This window comes from Loktanella sp. Alg231-35 (assembly GCF_900143545.1).
Taxonomy (GTDB): Bacteria; Pseudomonadota; Alphaproteobacteria; order Rhodobacterales; family Rhodobacteraceae; genus Yoonia.
On record NZ_FREV01000011.1, the window covers coordinates 1 to 14740 of the forward strand.

Consider the following 14740-nt stretch of genomic DNA (forward strand, 5'->3'; position numbering starts at 1 on the left):
GCATAGCCCATCCAGGGATTTCATCGTCGGGTCTGTTGACCAGCAAGATCTTCAACTGGCTTTCAACAACTGCCACAATCGCAAGGTCAACGGCAACACTGGGTTTGGCATATCTGGCTAAGTTGGTCATATCTTATATCCATATCAGTTATTACTTATATAGATATAAGATCAGTAGGCGTCAACCCCTGCGTAAATCGCTTGCAGGTGCGAAATGCTGCATCCTGCACAAACGGCAGCTTTCGGGATGGTGATAGGCCGGATTTGCTGTGGGTCGAATGGCGGCTTCGGGCCGTCCACGATGGTGCCCCTGGTCTCCCACAATGCAGATGCTGCGCCGCATCCGAGGTCGGCAGAGAGCCCAAGGTTACCGATGCTGCAAGGTGCGCTTACGTCCGCTTTGAGAGCGGAACGTAAGGCGCAGGCCTTGCTGATTGGGTCGCAAAACTGGCGTAGGTTGCGCACGGTATTTGTGCATGCAAACACCATTTGGACAAGCATCAGAATACAGTTTGATGCCGCTAGCTTGGCTCACTCCTATTTCACCACATCAATCTTGCTACGGTTAAGTGAAATCGCAATGGCCGCGATGAGCAAAATACCGAGGGCAACTTGGCTCCAGGACGGTGGCACACCAGCGATCGTTAATCCGTTGCGCACAATCGTCAGGGTTAAAGCGCCGATAATCGTTTTGACAACGCTACCATATCCGCCGGTCAGGGGGGTCCCTCCGAGTGCGACTGCAGCGATTGCGTCAAGCTCCATCATCATACCTGCCTGCGGTGTGGCCGCTCCGGCGCGGGCCAGGTTGATGCAGGCCGCGAGGCCCACCATCAACCCGGCGGCTGCAAACACTTTAATTTTGAAGGTCGTGACATTGATGCCCACGAGGCGCAGCACTTTCTCGTTGCCGCCGACGGCGCGCAATTGCTGACCAAACACGGTTTTCTCGTAGAACGCCCACATAAGAAGCGAAACGATTGCCGCGAGGATGAAGATTGCCGGGAACTTACCCATCGAAAGCAGCCAAGGTGCCGCCACCGAAGAAATATTGCCCCCGGAAGCCCCGCTATCCGACGTGATATAGATCGATGTCCCATCAGACATGATGATGACCAGCGCGCGGACGATGATGAGCATGGCCAGCGTCGTGACAAAGGACGGGATCTTGAGAAGCGAGATGATACAGCCGTTGACCATGCCGACAAACCCGCCTGCAAGGACACCGAGGATCAGGCCGACATCACCAAACCAAAGCATCCCAAGAGCCCCTAAGAAGGCCGAAAAGGCCAAGCTTGAGCCGATGGAGATATCAATCGACCCGGTCGTGACAATCATCAATTGCGCAAAGGCAAGCAGCAACAAAACCGGTGTTTGCTGGGCAATGAATGTCCAGTTACGTACGGACATAAAACGGTCGCCCGAGATGGCCCAAAACATCAAGATCACCAATGCGATGGCGATGAAGGGCACATAGTCTCGCAGTTTCTCAACCCTCTCAGGATGCAGGAATGGTTTGGTTGTTGTTGTGGTATCTGACATGGTGTTTCTCCTCATTCGCCCAGTGTGATGGCTTTGACGAGCCGGTCTGAAGTGATTTCGTCGCGTTTGAATTCACGCGATGTGACACCGTGGTGGGTGACAATGATCCGATCGGCTAAGCGCCGCACTTGATCAAGGTTGTGACTGATCAGGATAAATGATGTGCCGTGTTGATCGCGGACATCCTCGACCAATCGCTCCACTTCGCCGGTTTCATTGGGCCCCAAGGCCGCGGTTGGTTCATCAAGAATGACAATGTCGCTGCCCCAGGCGATGGCGCGGCCGATGGCGATGCTTTGCTGCTGCCCACCCGACATCGATGAAATCGGCTGAGACAGGTCTTGAACTGTTGTGACGTTGAGTTGCTTCAGTACCTCGCGCGTCTTCGCACGCATCTTTTTTTCGTCAACGAACAGCCCCCACTTTCGGGGAATACGGCCAAGAAACAGATTGTAGGGGGCAGTCATATTGGGAACCAGCGCAAGGTCCTGATAGACGACTTCGATCCCGCTGGCCTGCATATGAGACACGCTATGATCTGCTCGTGAAACCTCGACCCCTTTGATGCAGATGCGTCCGCTATCTGGCACGTGGGCACCGGACACAATCTTGGCCAGAGTCGACTTGCCGGCTCCGTTTCCGCCGACAATTGCAACAACCTCGCCGCGTTTAAGGTCAAATGACCCATCCCGCATGGCCTGCACACCACCAAAGGATTTCGTCACGTGTTCCACCGTCAAAAGTGGTGCTGTGTCTGATCCATCCATTTCCATTCTCCCTGTCACCCAGTATCGCTGGTGATTTTGTCCTGAGTTTCTCGCGCCGGCCCCAAATAGGTCTGTGAAAACACGTCAAGAAACGTGCCTTTGAGCACGGTGTCTTCGGTCAAACCGCTGAGTTCGATGTCGACCGAGCGGTACACGCTCGGAAGGACCGCCTTTTCCACATGGCGTTTGATTGCGTTCAAAAACGGCTCACCCAGCAAGGCATATTCGTCGCCAATGACGATTAGATCCGGGTTCGCGAAATTGATGCAGTTGGTGATGCCCTGAGCCAGATAACGCGCGACCTTGTTTACTTCTTCGGTCGCAACCGGGTCGTGATCTGCATAGGCATCCACCACGTCCGAGAATGTGGCATCTTTGGTCAGGCGAGCCGTCGCCCGTTCGCGAATGGCTCGCAGAAGTGCAATTCGAGAGGCAAATATTTCAAGACAACCGGTATTTCCACATTTGCATTGTGGGCCATCAACCTTGATTGACATATGGCCCATTTCGCCCGCCAGACCGAGCGCTCCTCGGTAAACTTCACCGCCGACAACAAGGGCCGAGCCGATGCCCTGACCGGCAGAGACATAAAGCAGGACTTTCGCCCCGCTGGTACGCGCGGTGTGCCTCCATTCGGTGAGTGCCGCAGCCTTTGCGTCGTGGGTGGAATGCAATGGTATGTTAGGGAAACGCGCCCGAAGCTCTGGAATAAGATCAAAACCCTGCCACTCGGGGCTTTCGGTAATCAGAATGACACGTTCATCGCGTTCAAGAAATGGTCCGGGCACCGCGATACCGATACCATCAATCTGCTTGAAACCTGAGATCCGCCGCTCCATCGCCTGCGCAATACCGGAGAATGTCGCGGCAGCGGGCTGCCCCCTTGGAATAGGAAATTCTTCCAGCTCGACGGGTTCTCCACGCAGATTAAAACCCGCTATTGAGAAGCTGCGTCTTTGCAGTCGCAAGCACAGGATATGCCGCCCGCTTGCGGAAAAATCGAGGTTGATCGACCGCCTGCCGCGCCCCCCTTTGACAAGACCCACTTCTTCAACAATCCCGTCGTCCAGCAAAGGGCCAATGGCGCGCGTGACTGTCGCCTGGTCAAGTCCTGACACCACGCTGATGTCCTTGCGCGAACATGTGCCGAGGTCGTGGAGTGCTTTCAATATAACCTGTCGATTGTGGCCCTGTACGCCTTCAATCGACAATCCTTTTTGTGTCGCCCTCATTGCTCGCACCCTCCAAGTTGCTGATATTTCCAGCATAGTGGGAGTTGCTTGCAACCTACAATGAATTGATGGCCGCGATCAGTCATCTGCGCGCTCGTAGAACAGAATGTCTTCGACCTGTCGTTCGTTTCTGATGGTCTGGGCGTTTGGCATATCAGTGCGATCGATCTTTTCAAGCGCTTCGCTTTGCGCCCGCCCGCTTTTCTGGTGCCGGTTCAAAAGCCTCTGGCGAAGAGTTTCATCCGGTGCATCGACAAAGATGCGAAGGTTGAACGCGTCGCCTGCCGCACGCCAGGGCTCTGCTTCCGAAAGCACGTAGTTTCCTTCGATAACATATACGCCCTCGGCCCCGGAAATGCTGGTCCCTTCAGGTATGGCATCATGTCTTTGGCGCGAATACACCGGCCACCAGAAAGAGTCTCTGGCCGTCAAACGCTGGACGGCTGCGACAAAGGCTTCTGCATCAAACGTATCAATGCGGCCTTTCGCCTCGCGCAGATCCTGCGCGTCCAGCTGTGCATTTGTCAGGTGAAATCCGTCCATGGGACAGAAGCATGCTTTTGTCCCGGCGACGTTGAGATCGGTGACAAGGCGCTCCGAAAGGGTGGATTTTCCGGTCGCAGGTGGCCCCGCGATCCCGATCAGGAAAGGCGCAGCGGCGCCTTCAACCCGATCCACGATGATTTCCATCAACGCGTCGTATGAGTGAATAATCTCAGGCACGCATCCAGCTCCGAGTGCCAGCAAATTCGCAAGACTTGGCGGCGATCCGGTTGGCACTGTTCAAGGCCTCAACAAATTCGCCACTTTCGGCGTAAGCGTGGCAAAACGCGCCGTGAAAGATATCACCAGCTCCAAGCGTATCTACAGCGGTAACCGGAATTGCCGGAATTTCCCCTGATGAGCCGCCATCATGCCAGATCACGCCATTTGTCCCTCGTGTAATGGCCCATCGCGATAGCCCGAGATCGTTACACATCTCGGCGAATGCATGGGGTCCTTCAGGAAGGAATACTTCCGAGACGACAGGCACATCAGCAAGCCGAAGAAAATCGGGCGACCATTCTTTCCAGCTTCCCCCATCTAGAATTACCGGACCGTCAAAGGCTCGGATGTCGTCAAAGTTCTGTCCGACGAAGGGGTGCTCATATTGATCCAACTGGATCAGGTTGTAATCACTTGCGAACAGATCACGTCCATCTTTTAAGCGGCTACAGTCATCCTGCGCGCCGTTGACGATCATTCGCGTACCGAGGCTGCGTGTCGAAACGACCGTCGATAGTGGGATATGATAGCTGGGGTCATCGCAAATGTCGCGCAGATCGATGCCGTACTTCTTCAAGTCATCGGTCACAAAGTTTCGAACAAGCCCCTCTGCACCCATAGAAGTTGCCAATGTCGCATCGCCACCCAGATGCGAGAACACAATGGCGGCGTTCAGCGATGATCCACCCGGTATCAGATCATTTGCCAGCGCCTTGGTTTTCCCATCTGGACCGGGAAAGTCATCGACCAAGGCTAAGACATCCAACACAGAGCGTCCGATGAAAAGTGCGCGGCTCACGACGCTGCGACGCGCGGATCAAGCACGCCCTCCGCATAGCGCTTTGCCATGTCGGCCACGGTAATTGGTTTGATTTTGTGCGCCTGTCCGACGGTTCCAAAACGCTCAAACCGATCGCGGACCAGAGTTTCAAGTTCCTCCATCGCTGCCAGAATGAACGCGCGCGGATCAAAGGACTGCGGGTTTTCCTGCGCAAACTGGCGCATTGCCCCCGACATCGCCATCCGACAATCAGTGTCGATATTGACCTTGCGAACACCATGGCGAATGCCGCGTTCGATTTCTTCAACTGGCACGCCCCATGTTTGTGGCATCTCGCCACCATGGGCATTGATCACGTCCTGCAAATATTGCGGTACAGAACTGGAGCCATGCATCACCAGATGCGTTTCGGGCAGGCGTTTGTGGATCGCCTCGATTTGGGCCATCGACAAGATGTCGCCATCGGGTGCACGGGTGAACTTATAAGCTCCGTGAGACGTCCCACATGCAATCGCCAACGCGTCAACTTTGGTCGCCTTAACAAACGCAGCGGCCTCGTCCGGATCGGTCAAAAGCTGATCGCGGTCCATTTTGCCTTCTGCACCTGATCCGTCTTCTTGGCCGGCTTCGCCTGTCTCCAGAGAGCCGAGCACGCCAAGCTCACCTTCAATTGACGCACCAATCCAGTGGGCGATCTGTGCCACCCGCCCGGTGATATCGACGTTGTGTTCGTAGTCGGCCGGTGTCTTTCCGTCACCCATCAACGAGCCGTCCATCATCGCCGAGGTAAACCCCGCACCGATGGCACTGACGCAGGCCTGTTCATTGTGGCCATGATCCTGATGCAGACAGATCGGATTGTCGGGGTACATTTCGGCCAGTGCCTCTACGATCCCGACAATCATCCTGTCGCCCGCATAGACGTTGCGCACATTCAGGCTGGCCTGCAGGATCACCGGTGCGTCGCAGCCACGCGCAGCGTTCATGATTGCTAACCCCTGCTCCATATTCGAAATGTTGAAAGCAGGCACGCCATAGCCATGTTCGGCAGCATGATCGAGCAATTGTCGGAGGGTTATTAAAGGCATGTGTTTGGCTCTACTTTCGGAATTTCAGGTCATGGAATGTCGCGTCGCCTTCTTGAACGAAAAGCCCCCAAGCATCCGTGTTTGAGATGTCGTAGACTCGGAACGAGGCGACCACCTGTCCCGCCACGAAACATTCGATGGCAGACCCGTTTCGCAAAATCTGAACGCGATAACGTCCATCTTCGGGCGTAAAGGCCAGTGGGCGATCCACCAACGGGCTGTCGATTTCTTGGCTGACTTCGATCCCGTGGCGCTCGTTCAGAACCAAACTGTCCCAGAGCGGGTCCATAGCGGCAGGCCAGCGATCAAAAACCACGCGTTCCTTCATCGGCTCAATGGCTAGGCTATAACCACTGTCGAGGTGATCACCGCCTCGCGGTTCGAGCAGGATGCCCACAGCTTCGGTGTTGGCAGTGGGCTCAATGACAACATCGAGCAACACATCATCACGGTCAGGGCCATCCAGAAACGCGTAGGCATAGGTGCCGGTGGCGTCGCATTGTGGGCTATCGCCCTTAGTCCAATCGCCCAACACCGGGCGAACCTTGTGTTCGACAGGCGTGTCGTAGCTGTCATCCACCTCTTGCGGCAGCCGACTGACCAGCGTTCCGTCCGGCAAAGAGAGCAGTTCACGCGGGCTGCCCAGTTCTCCGCCCCAGACCCAACTGCGCTTGGGACCATGGTGTTTGCGGAACGGTATCCAGGCGAAACTAAAGCGGCGGTCGCCATCGCTCGCGGATTTGGCCGCATAGAAGCGACGCCCATCAAGGCTATCCAGCTTTCGGCTTTCCCAAGGGCCTTCGGGCGATTTTGCCACACGGTAAAGCGTTTGCATCCGCTCGGAATAGCGGCTTTCCACCAGATACCACCAATCCCCGAGTTTGAAGAATTCGGGGCATTCCGGGCAATGGGTCAACATGGAAGAGGCCAGCGGAGGGCCGACCTCCCAGTGGTCCAGATCGTCGGACGTGGCAACCGCCACGCAGCCACGACGAAATTGCGGGCCCTCCTTCAAGCGCGCCGAAATCAGCATCTTGAAGCAGCCTGCCTCTTCATCGCGGTAGACAAATGGATCGCGCCAATCGACGGTCTCGTACCATTGCGGATCAGGCGAGATTAGGGGATTGCCGCCGGATTTATCCCAGGTTTTCATATCAGTAGAAGTCGCCTTGCAAATGGTTTGCGGCGACGCGGATTGGCGATTGTAGCCCGTGTAAAAGAAGTGAAAGACGCCTTCGTGCTCAATAACCGAGCCGGTCCAGATGCCATCACCATCGCAATCCCCATGTGCACCGGGGCCGAACGCATCGGGCATAACTTTCCAGTTCACCAGGTCATCGGACTGCAAGTAGGCCGTTGAGACCCGGGCGCGCTCTACATATTCCCATGCGCCGACGGGGGGCTGGGAAAAGAACAGGTGCCATTTTCCATCATGGTAAAAGGGCATGGTATCGCCAGCAGCGGCACCTCTTTTGGGAGCATAGCCGAATAGTCTCATCGCGGACCTCAAAGTATTAGTTGATTGGGTGGTGCTCCCGACCTTTGTGGTCGGGAGCGCCTCGTGCATGGGAGATTATTGCACGTAGTTCTGCCAGTTCGCCTGCCAGTCATTGATGAAGCCCACCAGATCAGCATCGGGATTATGAACCTTGCTGAGGCTGCGCACAGTTTCGGGGGATAGGATACACCCGTTCAACAGGCCGTTTGCGTAGGTTTCAACATTTTCAGCCGTGACCGGGATGAGACCAACCTGTGGCTGAGTATCCGTGATCGGGTGGCCATGCAGGTAATCATAAAGCTGGATCAAGCCAAAACCGCCAACCATCCAGTGACCGCCGATCGAGAAATCAAGCTCGCCTTCAGCAATGAACTGAGCGACCTGTTCGTCAATATCCGTGGTGATGACGGCGATATCGTCGCGTCCGGCCTGATCAATGGCAAATTTGCTGCCCAGACCGGCAACCGCACCGATCACGATAAACGCGTCTACTTCACCGGGGGCAAAGCGCGCGATATACTGTTCAGCATATTTCTGACCGTTTTCACGGCTCAGCACATCCCATGCTTCCGCCACAACTTCGACGCCACCGGCTTCGAGTTCGCGCGCAACACCTTCCCAGATTTCGGTCGCAGAAATATTGCCCTTTTGGGTCCAGATCATGGCCACTTTTTCGTAACCAAGTTCAACGGTCGCCCGGCCCATGGCCTCGCCCCAAGTGGCGTTGTTTTGTGTGACCTGTGCGATGAAATCCTCGCCCTCATAGTCGTCGTCGTAGCTTGAAACGACCAGACGGCCGACCGCGATACCAGGAATGTCATTTTCTTCGAGCAGGCGTGCAACCTGAATACCCGCGGGTGCGGTGAGGGGGTTGAAGATCAACCCGTCAGGTTGACTCGACATGATGGATTCTGCTCGCGCGACATGCTGTTCTTCAGAGTTCTGATCGTCAAACTCTTTGAGTTCAACGCCAAGTGCGTCGGCGACGCAACGCTCAAACCGGTGACGATTGATCACCCATGGGTTGGTTTCGGGTTGGCCAAGGTCCGCGATCACCAGATCAGTGCGGGCATGGCCATCTGCGATTGCCGCGCTAGCGAGTGGCAGCAAAGCAGCCGTCGCAAGCAGAGTCTTTAGAATATTCTTAGTCATGTTCTTTCTCCTCCCTGGAGAGTTTCTATTTTGTAAGGCAAAGGTCGAATCAGCCCACTTAAATGCGTAACGCAATTAATTGCACCTCGCAATAAAGTATTAATCACACCGCAATCCTGTGGTCGTCATGTCGGCATCCGACCAAGCATCTTTGGCCAGTAAAGAAAGTGTGGGAGCGCAAGATAACTCCGTATTGCGGTTTTATCGACAGCGGCCATTGGTGCACATGCAGCGAATTCACAGTTTGTCTCGCAGACTGTTAATTCGAGTGGGCCAGGACTTTGCGCTTGTAGCTAACGTCCGGTTTGGCGGGCCGCACCGCAGCATCTTGATCCATTGACCAACGGCAGGAATGGGCCGGAAACAGACTCGCAGAAACCGAAGCGGCAACGGCCGTTCAGCGGACAAAGCCGCCGAAGGACAATTCATCTCGATTGTCGGCTCCCCAACCCAAAGCTGCCACTCGAAATCGTCAAACACGTTGCATTGCACCATACTCAGCCGCGACCAGCGACACTTGCTTGGTATCGGTTAAGGTCCGAGACGAGCGATTGGCCGGAAGCGACGCCCATCCGTTCGCAGAACTCTGCCCAGACGACAGCGTAAGGCAAGTCCTTGATCTCTTCCGTGACAACCAGTCGGGACGTGTTGTCGAGGCTGTCTTCCGCTGATTTCAGACTATCCCAAGGGGCCAGTAGCGCACGCAAAAGTGCCTTTTGCATGTTGCGCGTTCCGATGACCCAAGCTGCTGTCCTGCTGATCGTTGCGTCAAAGAAATCAAGCCCGATATGGGTGCGTCCTAATAGATCGGCGCTCACCAGTTCCTGGGCCATCTGCAAGATCGCGTCGTCCAAGAGGATCACATGGTCACTGTCCCATCGCATGGGGCGGCTGACGTGGAGCAGGATTTCATCGACGGACAATGCAACCGAGCTCAGTTTGTCGGCAACGTTCTCTGTCGGGTGGAAATGCCCCATGTCTAGGCACAGCAAGGTGCCTTTGCGGATCGCGTAACCCATGTAGAACTCGTGGCTGCCGACAGTGCATGCCTCAACACCGATCCCGAACAATTTGCTTTCAACGGCATCCAGTATCTGCGCTTTGTCGTGTGGCGTGGCCATCATCGCGTCAAGCGAGTTTTCCAAACGCTGGCGCGGTGACATGCGGTCAACGGGCGTGTCTTTATAGCCGTCTGGCACCCAGATGTTATTGACTACTGGCGAGCCTAGGGCCGCCCCCATCTGGGCTGCGATGTCGCGCGACCGTTTGCCGTGTTCAATCCAGAAATCGCGAATGCCCTGATCTGGATGGCTGAGCGTCAGGTTGTCGTCCGCCTTTTCGTGGGCAAAAAACGTCGGGTTGAAATCAAGGCCGAGGCCTTGGTCCTTCGCCCAATCAACCCAAGGTGCGAAATGGCTGTATTCAATCTCGTCGCGGTCAGGGTTCTGGTCGGTATCGAGGTAGCACGCATGCAGGTTCAGCCGGTGCTTGCCGGGGATCATTGAGTAGGAGAACTCTAGATCGGCGCGTAATTCATCAGGCGTGCGGGCACGGCCGGGGTGGTTGCCCGTGGCCTGAATGCCGCCGCCGGAACTACCGGTTTTATGCTCAAAACCAACTACGTCATCCCCTTGCCAGCAATGCATCGAGATTGGGATGTCAGCCAGCCGGTTTAGTGCTGTTTCAGTATCTACGCCCCAGTCTGCAAAGGCGGCTTTCGCGCTGTCATAGCTCATGTTGTCTCCTCCCATGGACGCCTAGCGCGTGAACGCCTCTTTATTGCCTGCATCGACGTTGATGATATTGCCCGTGGATTTGGCGGACAAGTCAGACCCAAGGAAATAAGCGGCTTCTGCGATGTCCTCAGGCAGCACTGAGAGCTTCAGCATGGAGCGATCTCGATACATCTCTTCCAGCCCGTCTTTGTCGGTTCCGTAGGTGTCCGCACGCTGGTCGAGCCATTCACCCTGCCAGATTTTGGATCCCTTCAACACCGCATCAGGGTTCACAACGTTCACCCGCACGCCCATCGGCGCACCTTCAAGGGCAAGACAGCGGGCAAGGTGAATCTCGGACGCTTTGGCGGTGCAATAGGCCGATGCATTCGGAGACGCAGCGAGGCCGTTCTTGGAGGCCACAAACACAACCGCGCCGCCCATATCCTGAACCTTGAACAGCTTGAACGCCTCGCGGCTGACAAGGAAATAGCCCGTGGACAGGATCGACATGTTCTTGTTCCACAGATCAAGGCTCGTCTTCTCGATGGGGGCAGAGCTGGCGATGCCCGCGTTGGACACAAGGATGTCGACGCCGCCGAATTCAGCGGCGATATCACTGTAAGCCGAAGCAACAGCGTCCTCGCTCGTGACGTTCATGTTGACCGTGCGCACCACGTCTGCGGAGTATTTCGCGCTGAGGCCTTCGAAAGCCACGGCAAGAGCCGCATCATCAATATCGGCCAACATCACACAGGCCCCTTCGCGCAGATACCGTTCAGCGGTGGCAGCGCCAATGCCGCCAGCGCCGCCAGTGACCAAGGCAACCCGACCAGCCATGGATTTTGGTGCCGGCATCCGCTGGAGTTTGGCCTCTTCCAGAAGCCAGTATTCGATATCGAAGGCTTCCTGTTCGGGAAGGCCTTGGTATTCCGACACAGCATCCGATCCGCGCATTACGTTGATGGCGTTGACATAGAATTCGCCGGAGATGCGGGCCGTCGCCTTGTCTTTGGCAAAGGTAATCATGCCGACACCGGGGATCAGGTAGACGACCGCGTTGGGGTCGCGGATGGCAGGGCTGTCGTCGTGTTTGCAGCGATCATAATAGGCCTGATACCCGACGCGGTAGTCTGCGATCGCGGCATTAAGGCCCGCAATCGTGGCGTCTACGTCCGGCTTGGCAGGGTCAAAATCGACCACGAGCGGACAGATTTTCGTGCGCAGGAAGTGATCGGGGCAGGACGTACCGAGCGCGGCAAGCCGTTCCATGTCCTTCGCGTTCACAAATTCTAAAACCGCATCGCTGTCTGTGAAATGGCCAACCATATGCTGCTGCCCGGATACATATCCACGGATGGCCGGCATCAGGCGCGCGGCGGTGGCGCGGCGTGCGTCGCCGTCAAGGCTGGTGTGAACCGCCCCGCCGAACGCATCCTTGCCAGCGGTTTCCTTGGCAAACCAATCCATTGCCGTCTGAATGACGTCCAGCGTCAGCTCATAGCAGTCCTTTGCGTCATCCGCCCAGGTGAACAACCCGTGGCTTTCAAGGACGACGCCTTTGGCATCCGGGTTCTTTTCACAGAAATCCGACAGCCAAAGACCCAGTTCGTAGCCAGGCTTCTTCCATGGCAACCAGCCGATGCTGTCACCGAAGATTTGTTGCGTCAGTGCCTTACTGTCCTTGGCCGCTGCGATCGCGATGATCGCATCGGGGTGCATGTGATCCACATGTTTTGCGGACACATAAGCATGAAGCGGAGTATCGATCGACGCCGCACGCGGGTTCAGGTTGAACGTGCAATGAGGCAAATACGCGACCATCTCGTCTTCGAACTCTACTCCGCGATACAGACCCCTTAGCGCGTTCAGTTTGTCCATATATAGCGTCGAAAAACCGTCGATCTTGATTGAGCCAACGTCCCCGCCCGATCCTTTGACCCACAACACCTCAGTTGCATCACCCGTTAGCGGATCATCTTGCATGACTTTTGCTGAAGTATTGCCGCCGCCGTAATTGGTGATTCTTTTGTCAGAGCCCAGCAGATTTGAGCGATACAGCAGTTTCTCCGACTCGCTCATCTTGCTGGCGTGGTCGGCATCCCATTTATTTTCAAGACGTTGGATGTTTTTGGAAGAGGTCATGTGTGTCTCCGTGGACGGCGGGTTAAGACTAACTATTCGAAATCAACGTGACGGCAGGCCGCAGGCAAGTCAATCATTTTCAATCACAAACAATCATGCTGCGGCGCAGAGTGATTGAAGATGACAATTAATGATTGACAAACTGTCGCGATTCGCCCCACGTTCAGAGCAATCAAAGGGACACCCCATGCACGAAAAAGATCGCCACAGAGTCATCCTATCTGCCGTTCAAGACCGCTCACTTGTGACTGTCATTGACCTGTGCACGTTGACTGGCGCATCCGAAGCGACGGTGCGTCGTGACATCAATACGTTGGACGAGAAGAAGCAATTGCGCCGGGTGCGCGGTGGTGCCGAGGCTCTGACGACTACGCCTTTTGTCGGCCTTGCCGGACGGCCATTTTCTGTCAACGAGACGCTGAACAGCGCTGAAAAGCAGGCGATTGCCGCCGCCGCTGTCGAGCTATGTGAAGACGGTGAGCCGATCATCATTAACGGTGGAACCACGACATTCCAGATGGTTCACCCCCTGGCATCGCGTCGGATGCAGGTCTTTACCAATTCATTCCCAATCGCCGAACATCTTCTGAAGAACACCCAAAACACGGTGATGTTGTCAGGCGGGATCATTTACCGCGAACAAAACATCATCCTGTCGCCGTTTGACAATGACGTGACACGCAATTTCTACGCCAAGCGGATGTTCATGGGCGCGCAGGGCATCGGCCCGCTGGGCCTTATGGAAGGCGATCCTTTGCTGATCCAGGCCGAACAGAAGCTGATTGGCCAAGCCGAAGAATTGATCGTTCTGGTGGACAGCAGCAAGTTTGAACAACGCTCCAGCCTTGTGCTGTGCCCACTTGAGCGGATCGACACAATCATCACCGACGACAAGATCGATGACCGCACTGCGGCCATGCTGGAATCGGCGGATGTAACACTGATCGTGGTGCCCACTGGCGCCGCGCAGAAAGAGGGGGTGGCAACACTGCCAGCCTGACCACAACCACTCCAGGGAGGAAACCATGAGTGTACTGAAGAAACTAGCAGCATCCGCTGCAATGGCCGCCGCGACATTCGCAACGCCAGTATTCGCACAAGATGATGTTCGCATCGCGATTGTCGTCAAAGCGCTCGGCATCGGGTTCTTTGAAGCTGCCGCAGAAGGCGCTGAAGAGGCCGCCGCAGAGCTTGGCAACGTCGAGATCATCTACACGGGTCCGACCGACACGACTGCCGAAGGTCAGATTGAAGTCATCAACGCGCTCATCGCCCAACAGGTCGACGCGATTGCAATTTCCGCCAACGACACAGACGCCCTTGTGCCCGCCCTGCAGCGCGCGATGCAGCGCGGCATTACAGTGATCAGCTGGGATTCCGGCGTTGCCCCCGAAGGTCGCCAATTGCACCTGAACCCATCTTCCAACCCGCTGATTGGTAACATGATCATCAAGCTGGCCGCCGACCACCTGCCAGATGGCGGTGAGGTTGCGTTGCTGTCCGCGACAACCACATCAACGAACCAGAACATCTGGATCGATGAGATGATGGCCGTCATGGGCGACTATCCCGGCATCGACGTGGTTGCGACGGTTTATGGTGATGACCTTGCCGACAAATCCTACCGCGAAGCCACAGGCCTGATGCAGTCCTATCCTGATCTAGACGCAATCATCGCACCGACGTCCGTTGGTATCGTGGCTGCTGCACAGGCTGTCGTGGATGCTGGCAAAGTTGGCGAAGTGAACGTAACGGGTCTTGGCCTGCCGTCTGAAATGGCTGGTGCCATTGAGTCCGGTGCCTCGCAGTCATTCGCGATCTGGAACCCGATCGATCTGGGTTACTCCGCGACGATGCTCGCCTATGAGCTGAGCCAGAACGGTGTCGAAGCCACCTCAGGTGCCGAAGTGCCAATGGGCCGCATGGGCAGCCTGACGTTGGATGAGAACAGCGAAGGCGCAATGGCGGACCCGTTCGTCTATGACGCAAGCAACATCGACCAGTTCAAGTCGATCTTCTAAAGCTTCTCCCCAGCTCGGTCCGGCGCACCACTTG

Annotated in this window: 12 protein-coding genes; 2 read left to right on the forward strand and 10 right to left on the reverse strand. The window is 55.9% G+C overall.

The annotated features are described in order from the left end of the window. Window positions 1-537 precede the first annotated feature (537 nt). From DHN10_RS18850 to DHN10_RS18895, 10 genes are all read right to left on the reverse strand, one after another. Window positions 538-1542, reverse strand: a complete 1005-nt coding sequence (locus DHN10_RS18850) for an ABC transporter permease (protein ID WP_108816908.1) — start codon at window positions 1540-1542, stop codon at window positions 538-540. Window positions 1543-1553: 11 nt separating this feature from the next. Continuing rightward, complete coding sequence (locus DHN10_RS18855) at window positions 1554-2309, reverse strand: ATP-binding cassette domain-containing protein (RefSeq protein WP_108816956.1); 756 nt, start codon at window positions 2307-2309, stop codon at window positions 1554-1556. A 14-nt stretch (window positions 2310-2323) separates the two neighbouring features. After that, on the reverse strand, window positions 2324-3427 hold the full coding sequence (locus tag DHN10_RS18860; RefSeq protein WP_199910727.1) for an ROK family protein: 1104 nt from the start codon (window positions 3425-3427) through the stop codon (window positions 2324-2326). Window positions 3428-3619: 192 nt separating this feature from the next. Further along, a complete protein-coding gene (locus DHN10_RS18865) occupies window positions 3620-4264 on the reverse strand; it encodes an AAA family ATPase (protein ID WP_199910728.1) in 645 nt (214 codons plus the stop codon). Continuing rightward, on the reverse strand, window positions 4257-5105 hold the full coding sequence (locus DHN10_RS18870; protein WP_108816911.1) for a PfkB family carbohydrate kinase: 849 nt from the start codon (window positions 5103-5105) through the stop codon (window positions 4257-4259). The genes DHN10_RS18865 and DHN10_RS18870 overlap by 8 nt, the downstream gene beginning before the upstream one ends. After that, window positions 5102-6175 carry a class II fructose-bisphosphate aldolase gene (gene fba / locus DHN10_RS18875; RefSeq protein WP_108816912.1) on the reverse strand — a complete coding sequence of 358 codons (1074 nt, stop codon included), beginning with the start codon at window positions 6173-6175 and terminating at the stop codon, window positions 5102-5104. The genes DHN10_RS18870 and fba overlap by 4 nt, the downstream gene beginning before the upstream one ends. A 10-nt stretch (window positions 6176-6185) precedes the next feature. Next, window positions 6186-7742, reverse strand: a complete 1557-nt coding sequence (locus tag DHN10_RS18880; protein ID WP_306419278.1) for a family 43 glycosylhydrolase — start codon at window positions 7740-7742, stop codon at window positions 6186-6188. A 6-nt stretch (window positions 7743-7748) separates the two neighbouring features. Then, window positions 7749-8825 (reverse strand): sugar ABC transporter substrate-binding protein, encoded by a 1077-nt coding sequence (locus tag DHN10_RS18885; protein ID WP_108816914.1) that lies wholly within the window; start codon window positions 8823-8825, stop codon window positions 7749-7751. A 497-nt stretch (window positions 8826-9322) separates the two neighbouring features. Further along, complete coding sequence (locus DHN10_RS18890) at window positions 9323-10561, reverse strand: L-rhamnose isomerase (RefSeq protein WP_108816957.1); 1239 nt, start codon at window positions 10559-10561, stop codon at window positions 9323-9325. Window positions 10562-10582: 21 nt separating this feature from the next. Continuing rightward, on the reverse strand, window positions 10583-12685 hold the full coding sequence (locus DHN10_RS18895) for a bifunctional rhamnulose-1-phosphate aldolase/short-chain dehydrogenase (RefSeq protein WP_108816915.1): 2103 nt from the start codon (window positions 12683-12685) through the stop codon (window positions 10583-10585). A 187-nt stretch (window positions 12686-12872) separates the two neighbouring features. Here DHN10_RS18895 and DHN10_RS18900 point away from each other — a divergent pair, with 187 nt between their 5' ends. Next, window positions 12873-13685: a DeoR/GlpR family DNA-binding transcription regulator gene (locus DHN10_RS18900; protein ID WP_108816916.1), complete on the forward strand. Its 813-nt coding sequence runs from the start codon at window positions 12873-12875 to the stop codon at window positions 13683-13685. 25 nt (window positions 13686-13710) lie between these two features. Continuing rightward, window positions 13711-14706: a rhamnose ABC transporter substrate-binding protein gene (rhaS, locus tag DHN10_RS18905; protein ID WP_108816917.1), complete on the forward strand. Its 996-nt coding sequence runs from the start codon at window positions 13711-13713 to the stop codon at window positions 14704-14706. The last annotated feature ends 34 nt before the right edge of the window (window positions 14707-14740 follow it).